Genomic DNA, 24,226 nt, shown 5'->3' with positions numbered 1-24,226 from the left:
AATTTTTTACAAAGAGCAATCAAAAAACCGGCTGTTAATCAGCCGGTTTTTTGATTGATTCAGATGGTTTTGGAACAAACGGGTAAAATAAGATTCCAGACGCAAGTAAGGCGATCCCGAATAAAAAGGTCTTGAGATCTGATGTTCCTGCATAGATGACCCAGAACGAATAGATAGCAGCTATGGCAGCTATGATTCCATCTGTTGTTCTGCTTCTACCAGATTTTTCATACGTCTCTCCTCTCATAACGAGTTTCAACTGATAAAGAGAAGCGAACAAATAGGGAACGAGGAAAGCGAGTGTTGCAATAAAAATCATAAAATCAAACGCAGACGCCATCGACTGAGAAATTACTGAAAGCAAGAAAAGTTGTGTACATAAGTTTGTGATCCAAAGAGAGAAAACGGGTGCTCCTTTATCGTTTTCTTTCAAAAAGTTCTTAATAAACATTCTCTGCTGTGCTGCTTGAAACGGCACTTCGGCTGAAAGTAAAACCCAACCAACTGTTGCCCCTAATAAGGAGATCACCCCTAATACAGCCATGATCATACTGCCAGATGGTCCGATAGCTGCCATCAATGAATCAACAAGTGGTTTCTGAGAGTTGATCAATTCTTCTTGATTCAGTGTTCCCATGACTAACAACGTGATACTTAAGTACAAAGCTAGTGCAATGATCAATCCGAGGATCGTCGCTTTCTTTACATCGCTTTTCTTTTTTGCACGCGTCGCGAAGACAACCGCAGATTCTACTCCAACAAATGCCCAAAGCGTTGCAATCGCTGCGTTATTTATTTGAGATAGAAAACCTGTAGTCACCCCGCCTTCACTCTCGATCGGTTCATAAAAAGGAACGAGATTGCTACTTTGAAACGCAAATAGACAAGCTAATATAAATAATAAGAATCCTAAAACTTTAGCCAAAGTAGCAATGAAATTTACCTTTCCTGCACCTTCGATACCGTTAAGAATCAAATAGTGTACGCTCCACAAAAGAATGGAACAGATAATAAAAGTAATGACCCCCCCAACTCGTACAGAAGTTCCCATCACGTTGAATAGAATAGACTTATTCGTCATAACAGGAAAAAAAGTTGAAAGATAACTAGCAAACGTCGTGATTATCGCCACGTTACCTGACCAGTTAGCTACCCAATATCCCCAGCTTACAAGGTACCCAGCTAGAAGTGATGATTGTGAATCCTCTTTGAACAATGCTTTGGCATAGTTCTGTGGCCCTCCATTTAATTCCGGTTTTCTTAAAGAAAGATTTCCGAAAACAAGAGCTGTCATCAATACACCAAAACCTGTGATCAACCAGGCTGTTAATACTCCAGATGGACTTGCTACTTCTGCTAATGATCGGGGCAACATGAAAATACCCGATCCTACCATATTTCCTACTACGAGTGCTGTTAATACCCAAAAGCCTAGATTTCTTTTCAAAGTGACTCCACCTTTCTCTACGCTTATTTTACCCAATGAAGTACATTGCAAATCCTGAGGTTTCATGGACTAAAAAGATTCCGGGAAAAGAAAAAAGAACCTGATTTGAAAATCAGGTTCTTTTCCTTAAATTTGAAGATACGTCTTTCCGTCTTCTTGAATGATTTTTTCTTCTTTCAAAAGCTTACCAAGAGCACGTTTGAAAGCAGCTTTACTCATCTGAAAAGTCTCTTTGATCTCTTCTGGAGATGACTTGTCTGTTAATGGCATCTGCCCTTTATTTTCTCTTAAATATTGATAGATGCGTTCGGAATCCTCACTGTATGCGATCTCTTTTCTAGCTCTCATCGACAAGTTCATTCTTCCATCTTCTCGAACAAACGCAACACGAGCTCCGAGCTTCTGCCCAAGACGCGGCTTAACCTTTAATTCATCGTTATGAATGAATCCGATGTGCCCTGACTCCGTAAACAAAAGTACGCCTGCTTCATTCATCTTATAAACATATCCAGATGTTTGTTGATTAAACATTTCTTCTGTTGCAGCTTCTGCTTGTTCTACCATCTCTTCTTCTGTAGCTAAGTCAGCAAAGATACGGCCTTTTTTATCCAGCTTCATACCTGAGTATACACGGTCGCCTAGATGTGGCCATTCATCCCATGATTCAGGAAGATCGTCTTTTGATAAGAGAATATCTTTTTTAATACCGATATGAAGAAATACTCCCAACTTACGGTTCACGCCCGCAACTTCTAGCCAAGCTAATGAATCGAGACGAACTTTTGGAATCGTTTCGGTAGCCGCCAGTCTTCCTTCGTGATCTTGATATAAAAAGACTTCTACCATGTTTCCTTCTTCATGCTTACTTTTTGCTTCAGACCGATGTAAAAGAACTTCTTTCCCATCTTCAAGATCTAATACATAGCCAAGATCTGATACTCGCACAACTTTAAGTGTATACACTAAACCAGGTTTTTTTGTTTCCATATTTTCATTCCTTTTTTAATAGCTGTTTTCGTATTCATTGTTGCTTTTGATTGTAGTTGATTTACGTTCCAGGTTGCTCGCTTTCCGCGGGGCAGGCGGTGAGCCACATTTATACGTTTCACTTTTAAGTGTCTCACCTGCCAGCCTGTCCCGCAGGAGTCTCGCACCTTGCACTCCAATCATCTTCTCATAGAAGCGCCGAAATACAATGATTTAAAAGCAACAATCCTTTAGAAAACTGCCTTTTTAATAATAGATAATAAAAAAGAAAAAACCTACATAGTAGGTTTTCGCCTTCTTGTTCTTAATTATTCATCCTTATTTTCTTTGGATGCTTCCAATTCCATCAGCTTTTTCACCAATATATGCTGAGGCATATGCATCAGCTGTTCGAGTGGTACGTTTAGCGCTTTTGCTAATTTTACCGCCGTGTCAGCTGAAAGTTGTAATGGTTTCATATGCATCCCTCCTACAGAAGTATAGCAGTTTATAAGGATACTTTACACTATTTCTTAAAATAGTCCTACTGCTTTTCCGTCTTCTGATACATCCATGTTGTTTGCTGCAGGTACTTTAGGGAGTCCTGGCATTGTCATGACATCGCCTGTAAGGGCAACGATAAACCCTGCACCAATCGATGGTTTTAGTTCTCTTATCGTAATCGTAAAGTTCTTTGGACGACCAAGTTTTTTTGGATCATCAGAGAATGAATATTGAGTTTTAGCCATACAAATCGGCAACTGGTCCCATCCAAAATCAGTAAACTGCTTCATTTGTTTTACAGCTTTTGGTGAAAACTGTACTTCTCCTGCTCCGTACACTTTTTTACAGATCGTCTCTATTTTTTCTTGTAAAGAAACGTTTAGTTCGTAAAGAGGTTTGTAGTTATTCTCTTCTGATTCAATGGTTTCTAACACTCTGTTTGCTAATGCTTCTCCACCTTGTCCGCCTTTAGCCCAAACATCAGCTTCTTCTGCAGCAACACCTTTACTATTGCACCACTCTTTTATGAAAGCAACCTCTTCGTCGGTGTCAGTTACAAATTTGTTGATAGCTACCACTACAGGCACACCAAATTCTTTTAACGTTTCTAAATGTTTCTCAAGGTTTGGCATACCTTTTTGAAGTGCTTCTAAGTCAGGATTCTTCAAATATTCTTTTGCAAGACCGCCATGCATCTTAAGCGCTCTTACTGTAGCGACAATAACCACTGCACTTGGATTAATACCCGCATATCTCGCTTTAATGTCTAAGAACTTCTCTGCTCCTAGATCAGCACCGAATCCAGCTTCTGTTACGACCATCTCACCAAGTTTAGAAGCTAACTTTGTCGCGATTACGCTGTTACACCCATGAGCAATGTTAGCAAACGGACCACCATGAACAAGTGCAGGCGTGTTTTCTAATGTTTGTACGATATTCGGGCGAATCGCATCTTTTAATAGTAATGTAAGCGCACCTTGTGCATTCAGATGACCTGCTGTAATAGGTTGGTTGTCATAATCGAACGCCACTACCATCTTTGAAAGTCTAACTTTCAAATCTTCTAAATCGTTAGCCAAACAGAAGATCGCCATGACTTCTGATGCTACCGTAATATCGAATCCGTCTTCTCTTGGAACACCTTGAATCGGTCCACCTAATCCGATAACAATCTTTCTTAATGCTCGATCATTCATATCTAACGCACGTTTCCAGACAATACGACGCGGATCTATGTTCAATTCATTTCCTTGGTGAATATGGTTATCGATCAATGCGGCTAGTGCGTTATTGGCCGTTGTAATAGCATGCAGGTCTCCTGTAAAGTGGAGATTGATATCTTCCATCGGCATTACTTGAGAGTATCCTCCGCCCGCTGCACCACCTTTAATACCCATGCTAGGTCCGAGTGATGGTTCACGTAAAGCGATAATCGTTTTCTTTCCAACACGATTGAGTGCTTGTCCAAGCCCCACAGTTACGGTAGACTTCCCTTCTCCCGCTGGTGTTGGACTGATTGCTGTTACTAAGACTACTTTTCCGTCTTCAACATTCTGAAGCTTTTGAAACAGATCTAATGATAGCTTTCCTTTGTATCTTCCGTAAGGTTCCCAATCATCTTCTTCAATTCCTAGTTGTCCTACAATTTCTTCGATTCGCAGCATTTTCGCTGATTGGGCAATCTCGATATCACTCTTGAACGTAACCTTTTCTAGCATGTTGATTTAACCCTCCATCATAATAAATTGACTCCACTCTCTATTGTATATGAAACAAGTATGTGATGCGATTAGTTTTTCTATTACAACTTCTAAACATGTAGTTTACTTGGTAGAAGGTTATCGTATAATAAGAATGGAAAGAAATACTAAGTGTTTATTTTAAGGAGGCAGGTAAAATGGCAAGAATTGATGTACGCGGATTTGGTACATATGAGATTGAGAACGGTAAAAAACTTGTAAATGCACTTGAAGACAACGGAATTGACATCCTTCACCGCTGTGGAGGCAAAGCGAAATGTACGACATGCAGAGTGGAAGTTTTGTCAGGAGACCTAGGTCCGATCGGAGAAAATGAAGCGAATATCATCGCTACAAAGGGCTTATCAGGAAATGTAAGATTATCTTGCCAGATCTGTGTGAGTGAAGATGCATCGATCAATCCTGTTCTTACTGTAACTTCAGAAGGATTAGACGCTGGACCTCGACCAGCAGAAGAGTGTTAAAATAAATTAAAGGCTGTTGATATGCAACTAAAAGGCCATTATTTTGGCCTTTTTTTAATACAGATCATTCACTTTAAAATAACATGAGTAAATCTTTCTTCCAAACTAAACTAAGAATGTTGTTTGGATGTTTTTTCTCTTCCTATGAAAGTTGATTGGAGTGCAAGGTTGCCGACTCCTATGGGACGAGCGGTCAGGTGGAGACTCCTAATGGCACGAAGTGGCAGGAGGCTCACCGGTCGCCCCATGGAAAGCGAGCAATCTGGAGCGGAAATCAACCACTTTCATAGAAAACTTACTCACTTTCTGTCTTCCCACTCTTCAAAAAATTGCTCTAAAAAGTTTTCTAGAAAGGCATGCCGGTCATTCGCTAGTTTTTTTGCATAAGGGGTATTCATCCCATGCTTTAATTTTAATAATTTTTCATAGAAGTGATTAATAGCTGTGCTTTTCTCATTGCGATATTGCTCTTTTGTCATCGTCTCTCGAACCGGTATCTCAGGATCATACATCAGTTGTCCCTTCGCTCCTGAATACGCGAATGTTCTTCCGATTCCAATCGCTCCGATCGCGTCTAAGCGGTCTGCATCCTGTACGACTTTACCCTCAATTGATTCCATCTCTGCTCCGCTACCACCTTTAAAAGACATTGAAGAGATGATGGATAATATGTGCTTGATGTATGGTTCCTCTACAAAAATAGACTCTAACCAATTTCTGACTTCTCGCATACCCTCTTCTTCCGTTCCTGCAATTTTTTCATCTGCTATGTCATGAAGAAGTGCCGCCATCACGCAAACGAACGAATCTGCACCTTCTTTTTCTGCAATGTTCAAAGCCAATTTCTTAACGCGATAGATGTGATACCAATCATGGCCACTGCTTTCATCTTTTAACTTATCTTTTACAAACGCCTCTGTCTGTTCGATCATCTTCTCTTTCATAATTACCCCACTGTATAAGAATGTTTTCTCTCATTGTTGTTTTGTAGCCGATCAAGTAGTTCATACGCTTTTTTCTTTGAGGTGATATTTTCGTTGACTAAAGACTCTAATATGGCGATAAAGTAACTGCCATCAAACGATCGTTGTTTAATTAATGTAACTTCTAATGCTATTTTCACTTGAGGTTCACTTGCATCTGTGTAATGTCTTCCGAAGTGCACAAAATGAAGATCTCCCTCACTAAGGCGAAACCCTTTTGATGCTAATAGTGCTATATAATCGTCTAAAACGTTCTCGTTCATGTCTACCTCAACCCCAAAATCAAAAGATTCTAGTAAATTGTACCAGTTATATTCAAGAATTATCAATGACTTCTTTCTTCGCTTGTATGATCTTTCCGTTTAATGCTTGTGTTACGAGATGATCTGCATCTTTGTTCTTGTTTCTAGCCACCCATTCATAAACAGGTTCGATCTGAAGCTTCTTCAATAGTGTTTCGATTTTTTCTGCCCACTTCTGGAGGTTCGTTTCGTAACATGGCCATTCCCCTTTTAATTGCTCTATGACAACTTTCGAATCTCCTTGAATGAGAACTTCTTCATATTGGACACCAAGTTCTTCGAGTTCTTTTACAGCCAACCATAGTGCTGCATACTCAGATTCATTATTGGATTCAAGGTGTGTTAGACTCGCGTTCTTTTTAAGACGATAGGTAATCCCGTTTTGAGAGAAATGAATGATGATACCTTGCCCACTCGTACCCGTCTCTGTCTTAAACCCTCCATCGAAATAGATAGAGATCTCTTTTGGTTCTTCTTTTTTCACTTGTGTTAGTTTAGTGAGCTCTTTTTTCGTCCACGTTACACCTTTTGTATCGATAAAGACCATCTCAGAAACTCTTCCAGTCTTTTCTATATCCGTTGCCGTAAAAAGGGCCTCTGTTAAAGACATAGGATCAGAAACAAATCGAATCTTAAAGGGTGACTTGGGATGTTTATACATATACTCTATTGAAAAGTTCATAGTAATCTCCTTTTTGTTTTTAATAAAGTCCTTTATAATACGAATATATTCTTATAGAGGAGAGACGCAATTGATAGAGATATACATTGATGGTGCAAGTGCAGGGGATCCTGGACTCTCCGGAGCTGGCGTATATGTAAAAGTCGGAAACGGCACTACACATTCGTTTCGTTTTCCGATCGGCACGATGAGTAACCATGAAGCGGAATTTAGAGCTCTTATTCATGGTTTAGAACTATGTATTGAAAATAATTGGAGAATCGTATCGTTCCGCACAGACTCACAAGCAGTAGAGAGCGCGATGGATAAAAAATATGCAAAAGATAAACGGTATACAAAAATGTTAGAAGAAGCTATCGATCTGTCAGAGAAATTGGATCTGTTTTTTATTAAGTGGATTCCCTCAAAACAAAATAAGATCGCAGATGAACTAGCACGACAAGCCATCCAATTAAACAAGAGTCCCTCTGATGTTTAAAAAGACTTGGTTTGCCGACTTCAATTTACTCCTTGTAGCCTTGATCTGGGGTTCGACATTCGTAATCGTACAAAAAGCAATCGCGTTCTTAGAACCTTATTCATTTAATAGCGTTCGTTTTTCAATTGCCGCTGTAACATTATTGCTAATTATCTTTTTGTTTAACCGCTCATCACTCAGGCATTTTACGGATAAAAGGATATGGATTAGTGGTATCATTCTTGGTTTTTGGCTATTTTTAGGATATGGTTTTCAAACCGTCGGATTGTTATACACCACTTCTTCAAAAGCTGGGTTCATCACAGGATTAAGTGTTGTCTTGGTCCCTTTGTTCAGTTATTTATTGTTAAAGAACAAACTGAATTGGCAAGTCGGTCTTAGTTCTTTATTAGCTTTACTCGGATTGTACTTATTAACCATCCACAACAGCCTCTCGTTCAACATTGGCGATGGTTTTGTGTTATTATGCGCCATCTCATTTGCTCTTCATATCGTGTTCACAGGAAAATTTGCAGTATCCTACAACGCTATATGTTTAACTGCTATCCAACTGTTGACCGTTGCCACATTCAGTTTCATTACCGCACTCATGATTGAGGATTATCCGCAGATGTTCAAAATTAATTTGGTTCTGCAACCGGAAGTAATTAGTGCTCTCTTAATCACATCATTCTTTGCAACTGCTCTAGCTTTTTTGGCTCAAACACATTTTCAATCATTTACAACACCCGCAAGAGTAGCTTTGATCTTTGCGATGGAACCTGTTTTTGCGGCACTTACTGCTTATATCATGCTTGATGAACGACTCGGTTCAAAATCTTTGTTAGGTTGCGGATTGATTTTACTCGGTATGATATTATCTGAAATACGGTTCAAGAAGAAGTTTATAAAACGCAAACAAAAAGAGTGGGATTTTTCTTAACCCACTCTTATTTGAATCTCTAATTCTTCTAATGCGCTTCGAACACTCTGTTTATCTAAAATGTATCGGCATTCTTCTAAGTCTCTGTCGACTACTTCTGGAACATCTGTGAAAATCGTACATAGATCTTTACTAAGAACAGCCATCTCGCGACCTGCTTCGAGTTTTTTAAAGTACCTCTTGTATCTAGGATCTAGATTCTCAAAATTTTCATAGATCGATTCTACAGCACCATATTGTTGTATGAGTGGAAGTGCAGCTTTGTCGCCGACTCCCGCTACTCCAGGAATATTATCACTTTTATCGCCTAGTAAAGCTTTTACATCGATCCACTGTGCAGGTGTGATGCCATACTCCTCTTGAAAATGAGTTAGCGTATATTTCAGCTCATCTCTTTTCACTGTAATAAGCTGTGAAGTTTTTTCACAAAGAAGCTGCAATAGATCCCGATCGTTGCTGTAGATGATACATTCTCCGTCACGTTCGTTTCGCCAACGGTGTGCAAGAGTGCCTATGATGTCATCTGCTTCATATCTAGGAATCGTAAGCTGAGTAATTCCAATAGTATCAAAAAGTTGAACGAGTGTTTCAAATTGCTGAATCAAAGGCTCAGGCAGTTCGTTTCGTGTTCCCTTATAATCAGCGAACTTTTCTCTTCGGAGTGTTTCATCACGTTTAACATCCCAAGCAACGACAATGTGAGAAGGCTCATGATCTCGTACGAGCATAAGCAATTTTTGAATGGTCACGCGTATGGCATTCGTGAACTGCCCTTTAGAGTTACGTGGAAGATCATGCATTTCTTTTCCATAAGCTGTTGCAAAATAACATCTGCTGAGCAGATTGAATCCATCGATTAATAGTAAAACTTCTTTCTTTTCCATCTTCTTTTGTCCCCCGGTAGAAATATGTTATGAAAAAAGCGCATTTTACATGTGATGTAAAATACGCTTGTTGTCGTTTAAGTAAAATCCGCTCTGCCGTGACTTTATATGCCTTTGGAACCTGATCTCTCAGGTGGGTATCCGCAGCTGACGTTACAGCCTTCCAAGTCGAAAGCAAGGCTTGACTGTCTGACAGATCATATTGGATTCCCGTCATTAGCACATAGGTTAAAGACATGGAAAAGCCACGAACATCGCAGATTTTTATTATACTACCAGTTTGTTAAGAAGTAAAATCATTTTGTTTTTTTCCCGTGATGCATCTTTTCAACTTCCATTTCAGCATAAGACGCAAATTCGGTTTGGTTTTCTGCACCGTTCTCTTTCACGTTGTTATTTCGCTGTGCATTAGCATTAGCCTTTTTCTGTTTACCCATAATTGTATCCCTCCTTTTTCTTACTATGGCTAAATGGAATAAAAATATAACTTACATAATTTTTCCTTGATTGGTTAACTTAAGACTAAAAAAGGAGGGTTTCTTAAAAATGGCAAATCCTTATTTATGTCCAAACTGTAAGACAAACCGTACGCGTTTTAACGTGATCGAACAAAATCCTGTAGCGGTTAAGCTAGATCCATCTACTGGAGATGTGGTTCAACAATATGAAGATGGTGAGTTAGATATGTTCCATCTTCCGTATAAAGGTTCAGAACGATTGATCCAGTGCGGCGCATGCGGCATAGTTGGAGAAGAAGAGATGTACATCAAACGTGCTCAGAGTAATCCGAGAGCGTAGAGAAAAGACTGCCGTTTATCCATTTCGGCAGTCTTTTTTTATTTTTTGCTTGCTGTAGGAAGCTTTAAAGGAACTTCTACCTTTTCTTTTAATGGATAAACTTGTGTTAATCTTGAAAGGGTAACGGTGAGGTCATCCTTCGGAAGTCCTTCATGAAAGATCAACAAAAATCCAGGCTGTTCATTATTGAAGGTTTGCATCACATCAAAATTTTGCAGAGTCTTACCTGATGAATTTTTAATCGTGACGAGGTTATTCATAAAACGCTCTTCGTTTGGAATTCCATACTCATTATTGCTTGGTTGAAAATAAAGATACTCTTCTTGTTCTATTTTTCCTGTTTTGCTTTCTATAGAAAACTCTATACCATTTTGATCGCTTGAAGTATCATTTGTGATCCCTTTAAAAATAACTTTATAATCTTTGTCATTTGCGATCACTTGATTTCTTGTCACATCTGTTTTTGGGTCTTTTGTAAATTTCTCTATATCTTGTTGAGGGACAGAAAAGGAATAGGACTTATTCGTTCTATGAATCGAGTGTGTCAACGACATCTTTAATGAATCGGCTTGTTTCATATTAAGAAGTTCATCTAACACAAAATACGTTTCCATAAAATAACCTGTGTCTTCTCCTCCAGTAATATCGGAATTTAATGTGTACTGATTCTGCCCACCCTCGATCGTTCCAAATAAAGAAACAAGATCTTTATCATGCTTAGAATCCATCTTAACTCTTGCACCCATTTGATAGACTTCAAGTTGGTCTAATTGAATTTTTTCGTTGTTGTAAAGTTGCAGGGATCTATCAATGGTTTCTGTCGCCAGAACGGGAGGCAATTCAAAAACATGATGAGGCTTGACTTTAAAAGTTAAGTGATCGATCTTAATCTTTCCGTTATTTGAAGTAAATGTTGGATTAAGAAAATTTAGGGTCTCACTGCTAAAGACCTCTTTCCACTCTTCATCTGTTTTTATGTCATCGTATTGGGCATGTATCATCATGGAACGGTATAGCTTATGTTTATACACTACTCCACCGATCGCGCCTTCTCCTTCATATAAATCGATCGGAAAAGTAAACTTCTTTCCTTTTTTGGATGTAATCTCAACTTGATTAAACGTTAACCGGGGGACATCACTCTCTTCTTTATCCCGTTCAATTAGGTCCACGCTGTAGAGAATATAGAGTTGTTGTCCGAAATCATAAGTTCTTTCGACTTGAAACATTCGTTGATCATTCGCTAACGGAATAGATACATGGCTGTTTCTTAATAACTTGAAATGCTCAGCAAACTTAAGGTCGCTGAATTTTGATTTCTCTCGATCCATAAGTTCTTCCCAGTCGTTCATCACAACAAAATTTTCTTCGTTTATTTTCCACGTCGGCTCAGCACTTTTTTCATATTGCGTGTATAGTACAAATCCGATAAATAATATCAGTCCAATGAGGATCTTATTTCGCTTGTTGCTCAAAATACCTATCTCCTTTATTCATCCTTTATCAATTCAAAATCATGATGTTCTTGAATGGGATATCCACCGGATTTTTAAGAGGCATTAAATAAGAGAGGTTTGATAAAGTAATGGTCAAGTCACTCTCAGGAATCAGAATTGGTCTCATCTCACCGTTTTCTATCTCTTCTTTGTTATAAAACGTAATATGGTAGGTGCTTTTATTTTCTTCTTCTGAATGATGTAATTCGAAGTTTTTGATTCTCGTTTTCTTCTCATCTGAGATCGAGATGATATTGTTTTTATACACCCGTTTGTAATCGTCAGTTACTTCAGTATCATTATAATAATGGTCAGGAATCAAACGCAGATGATTTAGCTGTTGATCCGTGTCAGTTGTTAAGCTTAACTTGATTCTAGGGCTCTCTTCAAACAGGGTGATACCTTCATAGCTAATTACTGTATCATTCATTCTTACTATTTCCTGATTCTTTAGAACCGGTTGATTTTTATTCGTTAAAAACGTGTGTATGTCTTTCTTTGGAATTGTCCAAGAGAAAGAACGAGGATCTTTATGTACAGAAGAAGTAAATGTGAGAATTTTTTCTTTCTTCTTCCCTTCCATTTCATCAGGCATGTCATAAATGGGAATGTAATAACCATTTTTCTTGGTTCCTAGAATTCCATATGTTCTTGTAGGTCTATCATGTAGTGTGATGTTTTTGCTAGCAAATCCGATCAAATCTTCATCATTTGGAATTTCTACTCTAAGTCTCTGTTCATAAAGTAACGCGTCAATGGATTTGATTTTTACTTTTTTATTATCTTCATATGTAATTGTTTGATCGATCGGTTTACTTTTTAATACTTTCGTATAAGGATCTTCTGCAGGCATCGTTAACGCAATATCTTGAATCGAGTCTACTCCTTTGTCTTTTGAGGAGATCGTAAGGTCCTGCAGCCTAACCACAGTCGCATTTGATACGATCGACCAATCGTTTTCTGAAGAATCGAACATACTCGGCATAAGCATCATGGAGCGGTATAAACGGTGCTTATACACGAATCCTTCGTCCCTTGTTCCAGGGTGCGCCATTTCTTCTCCTGCCTTAAGAACGAGCTCCTCACCTTCTTTTGTTTGAAACTGAATGTTTTTAACAGAAAGACGCGGAATATTATATTCGTCCTTGTCTCTCTCTTTTACATCCACACTGTATAAAACATACATGCGTCCATTCATGTTCCAAAGTTTTTCAATCTTTAACGTTCGATACGAATCTTTTAGTGTAAAAGTCTTGTTAACGTTCTTAAGAAAACCGTATTTATCCATTAATTCTAATTCAGCAAACTTATTATATTCTCTCTTCATTCCATCTTTTAATGATTTTACAACTGAAAATTGTTCTGCATTCACTTTCCAAGTTGGTTCAGCACTTTTTTCGTATTGAGTGTAAACGACGAAACCTCCAATTAAGACAGAACCGATTAATAATTTTTTAATGATTTGCAAGTCTTACAGCCCCTTTGATCTCTATACCAACATATTAGCATAATTTTCCGAATTTTCATTTGGGTAAAATCCATTATTTTGAAAATACTCAAGAAATCATCATAAAATAACCTCGTCTTTAGAGAGACGAGGTTATCACGCTTATTAAGACGATACCATTTCGCTTATCTTAGTGAGCTGTTGCTCGATGACGTTCAACCCTTTAACAAGTTGTTCATCAGAGATTACAAGTGGTGAGAGGATCCGGATCACGTTGCTGTAAAGGCCAGCCCCCATGATTGCTACGCCATTTTGATTACAAAGTGCGATGATTTTCTTCGCTCGATCAGGATCTGGTGTTTTCGTGATTTTGTCTTTCACGATTTCAAGCGCACACATAGCCCCTATACCTCGAACATCGCCTACAAATTCGTAACGATCTCTCCATTTTGAGAAAGTCTCAGTAATTCTTTCACCGATCTGATTCGCTCTTGTTAACAGACCTTCTTCTTCTATCATTGAGATGACTTCTAGTGCCGCAACACATCCTAATGGACTTCCTCCATAGGTTCCCCCGATCTCGCCCGGAGCGGGTGCATCCATGATTTCGGCTCTGCCCGTAACTGCTGATATCGGCAGTCCAGCAGCTATCGATTTGGACATCGTCATAAGATCTGGAACTACCTCAAAATGTTCCATCGCGAACATTTTTCCCGTACGCCCGAATCCAGTTTGAATCTCATCAGCGATTAACAGGATATTGTATTTATCACAAATCTCGCGAAGTCCTTTTACAAACGTTTTAGAAGGAATTACGAATCCTCCTTCTCCTTGAACAGGTTCAAAGATAATCGCTGCAATTTCCTCCGGTGGAACTTCACCTAAGAAGAAGTCTTCGAATTTACTTAAGATCGCTTTATCGGTTTCTTCAACATTACGATCTTCACGATAATAATAAGGATATGGCATCTTATATGTTTCGGGTGCAAAAGGCCCAAACTCAAATTTGTATGGTTTCACTTTGCTTGTTAAACTCATAGCGAGCAGCGTTCTGCCGTGAAATCCTCGTTCAAATGAAATGATAGCTTTTCTGCCCGTATATTTTCTTGCGATTTTCACAGCGTTTTCTACAGCTTCTGCACCACTGTTTAAAAAGAACGTTTTCTTATGATGGTCTCCAGGTGTGATGTCGTTTAGTTTTTCTGCAAGCTGAACGTACGGTTCGTACATCATTACGTGAAAACATGGGTGGATGTATTTCTCTACTTGGTTCTTAAGTGCTTCTACTACTCTAGGTGGACAATGACCAACGTTTAACGTTCCGATCGCTCCAGCAAAATCAATATATTCGTTTCCGTCAACATCAACCATCGTACTTCCGCTCGCATGATCTACAAAATTTAAAACTGTATTAAAAGGACCTCTTGGGACGTTCAACTCTTTTCGTTTTAACAACTCTTCTGATTTCTTCATCCATTCTCGCCTCCACACCAGTCATAGATCGTTAAAGCAATGATTTCAGCAGCTTCCATGATCTTAGAAATCTCAATATATTCGTTCGGATAATGTGCAACAGAAGTAACTCCTGGCCCGAACACGATCGAAGGAGTGTCACCAACATGAGATAACAAGCCGCCATCTGTTCCCCAAGGTGACGCTTCAATGATAGGCTGATGACCCATTACATCTTCAAAATTTTTAGAGAGCATGTTCATGAGTGGATGCTCAGTTTCAATCAAACCTGGCAACCACTGTGCACCGAACCATTCTACAGAGATCTTATGCTCTTCTAACCATGGATCTGAAACCTTTGATAGGTGCTCCTGAAGTTCATTTTTTACTTCTTCCAACGTTTCATTAGGAGCAACGCCGATCCTCCCTTCAATCTCAACTGTATCTGGAACAGATGATGGCCAGTTTCCTCCAGATATCTTCCCTACATTTATCGGAACGGGTATCGGAATTGCCTTGTATAACGGATCTGATACGCGATCATTTCGAATCGTTTCCAATTGTTTGATAGCATCTAAGACGACTACCGCTTTCTCGATAGCACTAACACCTTCGTATCGAGTTCCTCCGTGTGCGGCTTTCCCTTTCACTGTTAGACGAAACCACATAGAACCTTGTTGCGCAGGGAAAATCTTCATATTTGTAGGTTCTGGAATGATGGCTGCATCTGCTTTGTACCCGCGTAGTACAGCAGCGAGCGTACCCGCACCACCACTCTCTTCTTCTATAACACTATGAAAGTATAGATCGCCTTCTAACTTTACTCCTGTTTCTTTCAGTGCTTGAATAGCTAGCAAGAGGGAGAGGTTTCCACCTTTCATATCTGTTGATCCTCTGCCGTAAAGTTTACCATCTATTATTTTTCCACTGTAAGGATGATCGTTCCATTGATTCAAATCACCTTCTGGGACGACATCCACATGACCATTTAGAACAAGTGAACGTCCGTTACCTTTTCCCCGCCAGATCCCAACAACATTAGGACTCGTACTGAAATCTTTCCGGCTCGCACAAAAGTTAGGATGCTTCGCTAACTCCTCACCATCCGGATACCACATATCAACCTCAAGTCCCATTTCCTCTAGTTTTTGGGCGATCAACTTTTGTACACCCGTTTCATTCCCAGTCGTGCTCGCTTCTTGAACCGTTTTTTGTAAAAAATGAATGGCGTTTTCTTGTTCCTTCATCAACCAGTTTGAGAGTTTTTCTTTAACTAACATGATTCTCCTCCCTAACATCTCATTGGAAAACAGAGATCTGTTCATTTACAACGATAGAAGCACCTGTTGTTTGAATAACATCTTCTACCGTATAAGGGCTCATGATCTCACGAAGATAGAGTTTTCCCTCTTCACAGTGAAAAACGGCTTTCTCCGTAATAATCATGTCTGCGCCTTCCCTCACTGTGAGTGGAAGAGAACAGTTACTCACAATCTTTGGATTTCCATACTTATCTGTATGGTTCATTAAGATGATGACTTTTTTTGCTTTTTGTGCCAGATCGATCGCTCCCCCCATTCCAGGAACACGTTTTCCAGGAACGATCCAATTGGCAATGTCACCTTTTTCACTCACTTCAAGTGCTCCTAAAATCGTTACATCAAGCAATCCCTTTCTAATAATTCCAAAAGCTGTGGCGCTGTCAAAGTAAGAAGCTCCTGGCTGGATAGAAACTGGATATCCTCCAGCATTTGATAGGTTACCATCTTCGCTGCCTTCTTCTGGTGACCCTCCCATGCCTAGGATTCCGTTTTCCGTATGCAGCATGATATGTAGGTCTTTTTCAATATAATCTGCAACAAGTGTGGGAATGCCGATACCAAGGTTAACGATCATTCCATTCTTTATCTCGACGGCTGCCCTTCTTGCGATCCTGTGCCTTGTTTCAATTCCCAGACCCATTTCCAATCCACTCCTTTACTCTGAATGATATAGTCTACAAAAACGCCTGGTGTGACGATTTCTTCCGGGTCAAGGGAGCCTATCGGAACGATTTCTTCTACTTCTGCGATCGTTATCTGTCCTGCAGTAGCCACGAGTGGATTCGTATTTCGAGCGCTTTTGTCATAGATCAGGTTTCCATAACGATCTGCCTTCTTGGCATAAATAATAGCTACATCAGCTGTTAATGCGGGTTCAATCATGTATTCTTTGTTATTTACAGTGACTTTTTCTTTATTCGCTTCAACTACAGTCCCGAGACCAACATCTACTAAAATACCGCCAAGCCCCATACCACCAGCTCTTATTTTTTCGGCAAGGGTGCCCTGCGGAACAAATTCAACTTCTAACGAACCTTCTTGCATCTGTTTACCCGCTTCTGGATTTGATCCGATATGAGAGGCGATCAATTTTTTTACCCGTTTTTCTGTGATCAGCTTTCCAGGTCCGATCCAAGGAAACCCCGTATCGTTACTTATTAGAAAAAGCTCTTTAATATCTTTTTCTAAGATGAGATTAACAAGAGTTGGAGGAGCACCAACTCCTCCAAAACCGCCGATCATAAGTGACATACCGTTACTAAAGTAGGTAGCAGCACTTTCAAGCGAGATCTCTTTATCAACACCGTTTGTCATTCACAACACCTCTTTTCAACTGGTCGCTTCAGTAATATAGATTCCTTCTGTAATGAGTTGAGTGGTTAGTTCACCGATGGATTGATCAAGAATATCCATGATATCGGTTATCTGTTCTTTCGTAACGTTTAGTGGTGGCGATAAAAGAATAGAGTCTCCTGAAAATCCCGTGACTCCACCTACCGCCGGATAAACGAGCAACCCGTTGTCAAAACAGATGGATAAAAGTCGGTCTGTAACTTTTGATGTGATCTCAAAAGGTTCTCGGGTGATCGGATTCTTAACAAATTCAACGCCACATAATAAGCCTTTGCCTCTCACATCGCCGATTAAAGGATATTTCCATTGAAGCCGTTGAAGGTGATTGATCATATACTGTCCCATTGATTCGGCATTTTCCTGAAGGTTGTTTCTTTCCATATAATCGATAACAGCAAGGCAGACTGCAGCAGATTGTGGATTTGCGCTAAACGTGTGGCCACTCATAACTACCTTACTTCCCGACTCGATCACGTTCATAATGCGGTCTGATACGATAGTAGCGGCCATCGGGGTATACCCTGCACTCATGCCTTTTCCTATAGCAATGATGTCTGGTGTAACATTCCAATGCTCCATCGCGAACATCTTGCCCGTTCGTCCCATACCTGTCATCACTTCATCAGCGATCAGTAGAATATTATATCTATCACAGATCTCTCTTATTTTTTTGAAATATTCGTCTGGAGGAACGATCGCTCCACCAGATGCACCGATGATCGGTTCTGCTATAAATGCTGCGATTTGATCTGGTCCTATCGCCTGAATGGATGATTCTAGGTCATCTGCACATTTCACACCGCAACCCGGATAGGTGTCTTTAAGTGGGCACTGGTAACAATAGGGTGGGTGCGCAGCAGGAAAGTCTTCAAGCAATGACGTAAATCGGTGACGTCTTAATTTATGACCAGACATCGACAGTGCCCCTAAAGTAATTCCGTGATAACTGGTCCATCGAGAAACGACTTTGGTTTTCGTCAAGTTTCCTTGTTCTTGAAAATACTGAATAGCAACCTTAAGTGCTGTCTCGGTTGCTTCTGATCCACTATTAACAAAGAAAACTGAATTCAAATCTCCTGGTGCATAGTGAGCTATTTTTTCAGCTAATTGTTCTGCTGCTTCACTCGTAAACTGCGAACGATATACAAAAGATACATGATTTGCTTGATTCCACATTGCTTCTGCAATTTCATGTACTCCATGACCGATATTACAAGTGATCGCACCTGATGAACCATCAATATATTGCTTACCATCTTTATCGTATAAATAGATTCCTTTGCCGTGACTAATTACAGGATAATCGCTTCCTAGAACCGGTTTGATGAGATGTGTTTTTCTCATAAAAAAGGCTCCTTCCTCATGAAGGTTAAAAAGGAAATATCTTTATTTATAGCTATTTTCACTGTCTCTCTCAGAAAGTTTAGCAAGCAGCTTTTTAAAAAAAATTTTATTGAGAACGCTCTTTTCTAAAAGATTGTTGCTTTTAACTCCTTGTCACCTTTGACAGTTGATTGTAGTGGAAGGTGCGTGCCTACCACTTGAGATACTTCTTGCAAGGCATGCGACGAGGAAGCTTACTACGAAGCATCACTTGTAGACGCAGGAGCAAGGAACTTCTTAAGGCTGGCAGTCCGAAAAGTGAAAGTGGCTCGTTCAGCCCCGACAAGCAAAAGGTGAATGGGCTAGCAAGGCGCACTTTGCCTTCTTAACCATTTAACTTTTGACCTCGAGGGGCTAGCCACTGTAACTAGACAGGTGAGACATTTAAATGTGAAACATTCGAATGTGGCTCACCGCCTGCCCCGTGGGAAGCGAGCAGCCTGAAACGGAAATCAACACTTCCAATAGCAACAAAGTTTGCGAAAACAACCATTTAAAAAAGATACTTCCTTACTCTACTGGTGTTACAATTTAAAATAATTCTTCTTCAAAAACCTCGGTATGCTCATTAATTCTGTATAAGAAATCGTTGAATCTATCTTCTTTGTATCTATTAACATGAGTTGATCTTCTATCTCATCTACAATATGATCTTCTTGATATTCCATACCACAAGAAGAACAGGATACAGAAGGGATTACAGTTATTTGGACTGCTCTTGAACCATCAGGCAGTTCCCAATAACCTGTTAGTCCTGCCTTCTCAGTTTCTTCACTTTCACACCATAAGCACTTCATGTTATCCTCCTCTCTATGCATTTCTTTGTTCTTCAGGAGTCGTTGAAATTCCTTCGTCTTTTGTCTGTTCAAACTTATATTTTTTCTCTTTTAATTCGTCACGTTTATCTCGTTTATCCTTTAAAGAACTATGCTCCGGATTCGTTCCATAATCTTCTCTTCGTTCAAGGCGTTTTAATCCTTTTGGAACAAGATTGAAAGCTTCATCGTTCATAAGTGCTGAAACACCGATCGCTGGCTTGATGTGGTCTGTTCCCATCACTTCATTAAAATAAGCATCTGCTCTTCCAGCTTGATAGTTTTGAGGTTCAGGATAAGAAGTGATCACTCCTTCAAAGTTACGAAGCACTACTTTTTCTGGTGATTGAGAGATCACATAGTTTGGTTGAACAGAAATCTTTCCTCCGCCACCAGGAGCATCTACCACGAATGTTGGCACTGCATAACCGGAAGTATGACCACGTAATCCTTCTATAATCTCTAGACCCTTAGAAACAGGTGCACGGAAATGTCCGATTCCTTCAGATAGATCACATTGGTAGATATAGTACGGTCTGACTCTAATTTTCACAAGGTCATGCATCAGCTTTTTCATGATTGGAACACTATCATTGATCCCTGCAAGAATGACAGATTGGTTACCTACCGGAACTCCTGCATTCGCAAGCATCTCACAAGCTTTTTTAGATTCTTCTGTGATTTCGATCGAAGTATTGAAATGCGTGTTTAACCAAACTGGATGATACTTCTTTAAGATGTTACATAAGTTTTCTGTGATTCTTTGTGGGAATACGACTGGAGCACGTGTTCCGATGCGAATGATCTCTAGATGTGGAATTTCTCTTAAGTTCTTTAATATATATTCTAAGATGTTGTCATTAATTAATAATCCGTCGCCACCCGAGATCAGACAATCTCTTACTTGTGGATTGTTTCGAATATAGTTAATAGCTGCATCCAATTGCTTTTTTGGTACCCCCATACCGATCTGACCAGAAAAACGTCTTCTCGTACAATAACGGCAATACATCGAACATTGATTGGTTACAAGAAAAAGAACACGATCCGGATAGCGATGCGTAAGCCCTGGTACAGGAGAATCTTCGTCTTCGTGTAAAGGGTCTTCCAAGTCGTATCTCGTCTTTAAAATTTCCTTACCGATCGGAACGGACTGCATACGAATCGGACATCTAGGATCATCTTGATCCATGAGCCACGCATAATAAGGTGTAATGTTTAACGGGATCGTCATCGTGGATATTTTTACGCCTTCTTCTTCTTCTGGTGTCAAGTTAATGATGCTCTTAAGATCTTTCAAATTTCTGATGGTGTTCGTCAGCTGCCACAGCCAATCATTCCATTGCTCTTCTGTGACATCTTTCCATAAGTCAAATTCACTCCAATGTTTCTTTGGTTTGAATAATCCATTCACTACAGGCATTCTAATGACCTCCTTTATTTCTACACCCTAACTTATGCAAGAAGCGTGCCAAGTTACAGAAAGTTCAGAATATAGAGATTTATCCTATAAGGTATGCATGCTCTTTACAATGTGGGCCTTTAATTGCTGAGAATAAAACAAAAATGAACTGCCGAAAAACCGGCAGTTCATTTTTGTTTTATTTTATATTGCAGAGTTTGCCTCGGTACTCCTAATATTTTTGCAGCCTGAAGAATATTACCAGAAGTATGTTGTAGAGCTCTCTCGATAATCTGTTTTTCATAATCTCCTAACGCCTGTCTTAACGAAGGTATGTCTGACAATTCCTTTTTAATGGTATGCCCTTTTTCTTCATGAATCGTTACATGTTTTGGAAGTAAATAAGTCTTGATCAAAGAATCGTCTTCTGCAAAATTCATACAGTGCTCGATCGCATGCTTGAGCTCTCGGACATTGCCTGGCCAAGAATAACGTTGTATGAACAATTCAGCTTCCGAAGTAAATCCTCGTACATTTTTCCCAAACGTACGATTAAAATGGTCAATGAAATGTTTCACTAGGTATGCAATATCACTTTTTCTTTCTCTTAACGGTGGAAGCTCAAAATAAACGACATTCAACCGATAGAAAAGATCTCTTCGTAACTTTCCTTTTTCCATACAAACATCTGGCTGTTCGTTTAAGGCAGAAATAATCCTAACATCAACCCTTCTTGACACATGACTTCCAATTCGCTCTACAACGCCCTCTTGAACGACCCTCAATAGCTTTGCCTGCAGTTCCACTGGCATCGAATTGAGTTCATCTAAAAACAAAGTGCCTCCATCTGCTAACTCAAAAACTCCTGGCCGATCGATAGCACCTGTAAAGCTTCCTTTTGTCGTTCCAAATAATATCCCTTCAAGGAGCGGTCCTGGAATCGCGGCACAGTTTTGAACGACGAAGGGATTTAAAGCACGTTTAGATGAGTTGTGTATGGCTTGAACAAACATCTCTTTACCAGTTCCCGTTTCTCCATATAACATGATCGGAGAGTTTGTTTGCGAGGCTTGGTTACATTGTGACTTTACTTCGTTTAGTTCAGGGTCAGCAGTGATGATATCAGAGAAATGGTAAGCCGCAAAGGGTTGATCTTTATTTGTTTTCCTCTTAACTTTCATCTTTTTTTGCAGATCGATCAGTTGTTCAGAAAGGACTTTTATCTTTGAAAGATCTTTCGCTACTTCTACAGCACCAATCAATTCTCCATTCAACCAGAGTGGAAGCGTAGAGTTTATCGTATCGATCTGTTTGCCTTTTCGGTTCGTATACGATTGATGTTCATTAAAGATAGGTTTTCCGGTTTCTATGACTTTAAGTAGTGTACTCGTTTCCTTTGTTAAGGATGGAAACGCATCAAGTACATGATGATGATGAACCTCATCTGTTGTTAATCCATCTAATGAAGCAGCTACTGAATTATAAAAAATAGTGATACCATCTGCATCGACTACATGTATTCCCTCATCAATCGTCTTTAAGATCGCATTTAAAGTTTCTGCAGTTTCTAATGATTTAGATATCAACAAGATCACCACCAAGAGTGCTTAATTTTTGTCACTATATGCCTAAAATTCGGCACTCATTTTGATAAATCCTTTACCCAAATGTTCATATCTTCGTATTTGTCAAAAATTTTACAGTTATTGGCTAACCTTCCCTTATATAGATAGTCTTTTTGATGAAAAACAGCATTCATTCCAAATGAGAGCGCTCTAGCGATCGAATAGGAGCAATAAATTTTTCTTTGAAATAACTCTTTTTCAAGCTGATCGACCAGATGCTTCATAAGACCAAATTTTCTATGTTCCGGGCTCGTGGCACAATCTGTGATCTCAGCGTTATTATACGTATCATTGACGTCTGCAGAAGCAGCACTAACGATTCTTCCTTCATGCTCAATGATACAAAACAAAGTGCCTGATTCAATCATTTCCCTCACATACTCTATATCGTTCATCGGTGTCGGATACACTTGAAATACGTTTCCATAAAGCTCTGCAAGCGACTTAGCATCCTGAACGTCAGCCATTCTCAACGTATATTCGATTTGTAAAGGTTGATTCTTTGTTCCTTTTTCTAGCTTTAAAACATCTTTCAAGATACGATCCTCTTCGATCCAATATTCGCTGTTTCTTCTTTCATTCTTAAGATATTTGCACATGGCGTATGCAGTGGCACCATTAAAATATCCCTTAAATTCTCCTTCGTTAATATAGCCTAGCTCTTGCCAAGCATCAATATCATCTTTTTTAGATTTAACAATGATCTTATGAAATCCGTTGATTTCGGCTTCTTCCTCAAGCCATTCCGCAAAAAAGTATACATTTCCTCGATAATCGTCTGCTCGTAATCGTTCGCTGTAATAATCAAAACATGTATTTGCGATAAAGTGAGTTTTAGTGATCTTTTTGTTTTCGTAGTATGTTGTCTGCATGGTTTTCCCTCCTATGTACTTCATGTTTCATAACTTCCATAATATATGCTGAAATTCCTGCACAAAAAACCACCCTCTGTTTAGGGTGGTTTCATCTATTTCTATTAAAAGTGAGCTGTTTTTCGTAGACTTTGTTGTTTTACAATACTTTCACCCAAGAATGCTCGCTTCCATAGGCGTTCCCCTATCATCAAGTCCCATAGGGTGCAACAGTCTTGTAGAAAAAACGGAAATTACAAAGCTCTATGTGGAAGTCTCCAATTTAGTTTCAGTGACAACATTCTAAACACAACTAATGAAACAAAAAGAATCATATACTCTACTGTACTGTCCACGATATTAAAGCCAACCATTAAACCGCCTAACAAAGCCCATACTGCATAGATCTCTTCACGCAATACGACTGGTTTTCGACCAGCTAACACGTCACGTATCATTCCTCCGCCAATACCTGTTAAGATCGCAGCAACGATAACGGCACTGATGGGATGATTCATACTTGATGCAGCGATGGCCCCTTGAATCGCGAACGCGGAAAGACCGATAGCATCAAAAAAATGAAGGCTCCTCTTAGAAAATTGAATCATGCTCTCTGGCATGAAAAATACGATTCCCATAGATGCTAGTGCTGCTTTCAATAAAAGTCCTTGCTCCCAAATCGTGTCTACCGGAAGACCGATCAACACATTTCGAATTATTCCTCCGCCAAATGCTGTGACGAGTCCTAAAATAAAGACGCCTAAAATATCATAATCTTCTTCCATTGCAACTAAAGCACCCGAAATGGCGAATGCAATCGTTCCAATGATGTTCAATAAATCCCAAGTCAAACCCATTCTTCCTCTCAAAAATCAATATACTCCGTATTG

The 24,226-nt window shown here is 39.5% G+C and carries 25 protein-coding genes and 1 other RNA gene; 4 read left to right on the top strand and 22 right to left on the bottom strand.

Going from position 1 to position 24,226, the window contains the following annotated elements; all coding sequences use genetic code 11:
* Positions 1 to 34: 34 nt before the first annotated feature.
* From ABE65_RS09480 to ABE65_RS09465, 4 genes are all read right to left on the bottom strand, one after another.
* Positions 35 to 1,447, bottom strand: coding sequence for an amino acid permease (locus tag ABE65_RS09480; protein WP_419471039.1), 1,413 nt, complete (start codon positions 1,445 to 1,447; stop codon positions 35 to 37).
* A 126-nt stretch (positions 1,448 to 1,573) separates the two neighbouring features.
* A complete protein-coding gene (locus ABE65_RS09475) occupies positions 1,574 to 2,434 on the bottom strand; it encodes a CvfB family protein (protein ID WP_066394027.1) in 861 nt (286 codons plus the stop codon).
* Positions 2,435 to 2,742: 308 nt separating this feature from the next.
* Positions 2,743 to 2,892 carry a YycC family protein gene (locus tag ABE65_RS21510; RefSeq protein WP_082861366.1) on the bottom strand — a complete coding sequence of 50 codons (150 nt, stop codon included), beginning with the start codon at positions 2,890 to 2,892 and terminating at the stop codon, positions 2,743 to 2,745.
* A gap of 54 nt (positions 2,893 to 2,946) precedes the next feature.
* A complete protein-coding gene (locus tag ABE65_RS09465; protein WP_066394024.1) occupies positions 2,947 to 4,635 on the bottom strand; it encodes a formate--tetrahydrofolate ligase in 1,689 nt (562 codons plus the stop codon).
* 179 nt (positions 4,636 to 4,814) lie between these two features.
* Between ABE65_RS09465 and ABE65_RS09460 the strand changes: the two genes are divergently transcribed.
* On the top strand, positions 4,815 to 5,141 hold the full coding sequence (locus ABE65_RS09460; protein WP_066394020.1) for a 2Fe-2S iron-sulfur cluster-binding protein: 327 nt from the start codon (positions 4,815 to 4,817) through the stop codon (positions 5,139 to 5,141).
* A gap of 299 nt (positions 5,142 to 5,440) precedes the next feature.
* Here ABE65_RS09460 and ABE65_RS09455 read toward each other — a convergent pair whose 3' ends face one another.
* From ABE65_RS09455 to ABE65_RS09445, 3 genes are read right to left on the bottom strand one after another with little or no spacing between them, the layout of a single operon-like run.
* Positions 5,441 to 6,085, bottom strand: coding sequence for an HD domain-containing protein (locus tag ABE65_RS09455; RefSeq protein WP_419471038.1), 645 nt, complete (start codon positions 6,083 to 6,085; stop codon positions 5,441 to 5,443).
* A 2-nt stretch (positions 6,086 to 6,087) separates the two neighbouring features.
* A complete protein-coding gene (locus tag ABE65_RS09450) occupies positions 6,088 to 6,387 on the bottom strand; it encodes a DUF6123 family protein (RefSeq protein WP_066399984.1) in 300 nt (99 codons plus the stop codon).
* A gap of 52 nt (positions 6,388 to 6,439) precedes the next feature.
* Positions 6,440 to 7,108 carry a reverse transcriptase-like protein gene (locus ABE65_RS09445; RefSeq protein ID WP_066394016.1) on the bottom strand — a complete coding sequence of 223 codons (669 nt, stop codon included), beginning with the start codon at positions 7,106 to 7,108 and terminating at the stop codon, positions 6,440 to 6,442.
* A 70-nt stretch (positions 7,109 to 7,178) separates the two neighbouring features.
* Between ABE65_RS09445 and ABE65_RS09440 the strand changes: the two genes are divergently transcribed.
* Positions 7,179 to 7,586: a reverse transcriptase-like protein gene (locus ABE65_RS09440; protein ID WP_066394014.1), complete on the top strand. Its 408-nt coding sequence runs from the start codon at positions 7,179 to 7,181 to the stop codon at positions 7,584 to 7,586.
* The gene (locus ABE65_RS09435) at positions 7,579 to 8,508 is read left to right on the top strand and encodes a DMT family transporter (RefSeq protein ID WP_066394011.1); all 930 of its coding nucleotides are present in this window, start codon (positions 7,579 to 7,581) and stop codon (positions 8,506 to 8,508) included. The genes ABE65_RS09440 and ABE65_RS09435 overlap by 8 nt, the downstream gene beginning before the upstream one ends.
* On the opposite strand, the gene ABE65_RS09430 is transcribed toward ABE65_RS09435, so the two are convergent.
* The 3 genes from ABE65_RS09430 to ABE65_RS22045 all read right to left on the bottom strand — a co-directional run bounded on the left by ABE65_RS09430 (position 8,505) and on the right by ABE65_RS22045 (position 9,829).
* Positions 8,505 to 9,392: a 5'-3' exonuclease gene (locus tag ABE65_RS09430; protein WP_066394009.1), complete on the bottom strand. Its 888-nt coding sequence runs from the start codon at positions 9,390 to 9,392 to the stop codon at positions 8,505 to 8,507. The genes ABE65_RS09435 and ABE65_RS09430 overlap by 4 nt on opposite strands.
* A gap of 81 nt (positions 9,393 to 9,473) precedes the next feature.
* Positions 9,474 to 9,658: non-coding RNA, 6S RNA (gene ssrS, locus ABE65_RS09425), on the bottom strand.
* A gap of 30 nt (positions 9,659 to 9,688) precedes the next feature.
* A complete protein-coding gene (locus ABE65_RS22045; protein WP_186320522.1) occupies positions 9,689 to 9,829 on the bottom strand; it encodes a hypothetical protein in 141 nt (46 codons plus the stop codon).
* Between the two features lie 109 nt (positions 9,830 to 9,938).
* On the opposite strand from ABE65_RS22045, the gene ABE65_RS09420 reads away from it, so the two are divergent.
* Positions 9,939 to 10,190: a DNA alkylation repair protein gene (locus ABE65_RS09420; RefSeq protein ID WP_066394007.1), complete on the top strand. Its 252-nt coding sequence runs from the start codon at positions 9,939 to 9,941 to the stop codon at positions 10,188 to 10,190.
* A gap of 38 nt (positions 10,191 to 10,228) precedes the next feature.
* On the opposite strand, the gene ABE65_RS09415 is transcribed toward ABE65_RS09420, so the two are convergent.
* From ABE65_RS09415 to ABE65_RS09360, 12 genes are all read right to left on the bottom strand, one after another.
* On the bottom strand, positions 10,229 to 11,665 hold the full coding sequence (locus ABE65_RS09415) for a hypothetical protein (protein WP_066394004.1): 1,437 nt from the start codon (positions 11,663 to 11,665) through the stop codon (positions 10,229 to 10,231).
* Positions 11,666 to 11,693: 28 nt separating this feature from the next.
* Entirely contained in the window at positions 11,694 to 13,154 is a 1,461-nt protein-coding gene (locus tag ABE65_RS09410; protein ID WP_066394001.1) for a hypothetical protein, read from the bottom strand.
* A gap of 144 nt (positions 13,155 to 13,298) precedes the next feature.
* Positions 13,299 to 14,606 (bottom strand): 4-aminobutyrate--2-oxoglutarate transaminase, encoded by a 1,308-nt coding sequence (gene gabT, locus ABE65_RS09405; protein ID WP_066393998.1) that lies wholly within the window; start codon positions 14,604 to 14,606, stop codon positions 13,299 to 13,301.
* Positions 14,603 to 15,865, bottom strand: a complete 1,263-nt coding sequence (locus ABE65_RS09400) for a peptidase (protein WP_156499148.1) — start codon at positions 15,863 to 15,865, stop codon at positions 14,603 to 14,605. The genes gabT and ABE65_RS09400 overlap by 4 nt, the downstream gene beginning before the upstream one ends.
* Positions 15,866 to 15,884: 19 nt before the next feature.
* A complete protein-coding gene (locus tag ABE65_RS09395) occupies positions 15,885 to 16,547 on the bottom strand; it encodes a 3-oxoacid CoA-transferase subunit B (RefSeq protein WP_066393996.1) in 663 nt (220 codons plus the stop codon).
* Entirely contained in the window at positions 16,490 to 17,221 is a 732-nt protein-coding gene (locus ABE65_RS09390; RefSeq protein ID WP_066393994.1) for a CoA transferase subunit A, read from the bottom strand. Before ABE65_RS09390 ends, ABE65_RS09395 begins: the two co-directional genes overlap by 58 nt.
* A 15-nt stretch (positions 17,222 to 17,236) precedes the next feature.
* On the bottom strand, positions 17,237 to 18,604 hold the full coding sequence (locus ABE65_RS09385) for an aspartate aminotransferase family protein (protein ID WP_066393992.1): 1,368 nt from the start codon (positions 18,602 to 18,604) through the stop codon (positions 17,237 to 17,239).
* A gap of 563 nt (positions 18,605 to 19,167) precedes the next feature.
* Complete coding sequence (locus ABE65_RS09380; protein ID WP_066393989.1) at positions 19,168 to 19,440, bottom strand: YokU family protein; 273 nt, start codon at positions 19,438 to 19,440, stop codon at positions 19,168 to 19,170.
* 13 nt (positions 19,441 to 19,453) lie between these two features.
* Positions 19,454 to 20,881 (bottom strand): lysine 2,3-aminomutase, encoded by a 1,428-nt coding sequence (ablA, locus tag ABE65_RS09375; protein ID WP_066393987.1) that lies wholly within the window; start codon positions 20,879 to 20,881, stop codon positions 19,454 to 19,456.
* Between the two features lie 167 nt (positions 20,882 to 21,048).
* Positions 21,049 to 22,455, bottom strand: coding sequence for a sigma-54 interaction domain-containing protein (locus tag ABE65_RS09370; protein WP_416202861.1), 1,407 nt, complete (start codon positions 22,453 to 22,455; stop codon positions 21,049 to 21,051).
* A 47-nt stretch (positions 22,456 to 22,502) separates the two neighbouring features.
* A complete protein-coding gene (gene ablB, locus ABE65_RS09365; protein WP_082861365.1) occupies positions 22,503 to 23,357 on the bottom strand; it encodes a putative beta-lysine N-acetyltransferase in 855 nt (284 codons plus the stop codon).
* A 233-nt stretch (positions 23,358 to 23,590) separates the two neighbouring features.
* Positions 23,591 to 24,187, bottom strand: coding sequence for a trimeric intracellular cation channel family protein (locus tag ABE65_RS09360; RefSeq protein WP_066393984.1), 597 nt, complete (start codon positions 24,185 to 24,187; stop codon positions 23,591 to 23,593).
* Between the last annotated feature and the right edge of the window lie 39 nt (positions 24,188 to 24,226).

This window comes from Fictibacillus phosphorivorans (assembly GCF_001629705.1).
Taxonomy (GTDB): domain Bacteria; phylum Bacillota; class Bacilli; order Bacillales; family Fictibacillaceae; genus Fictibacillus; species Fictibacillus phosphorivorans_A.
This window is presented reverse-complemented; position numbering and strand designations above follow the sequence as displayed.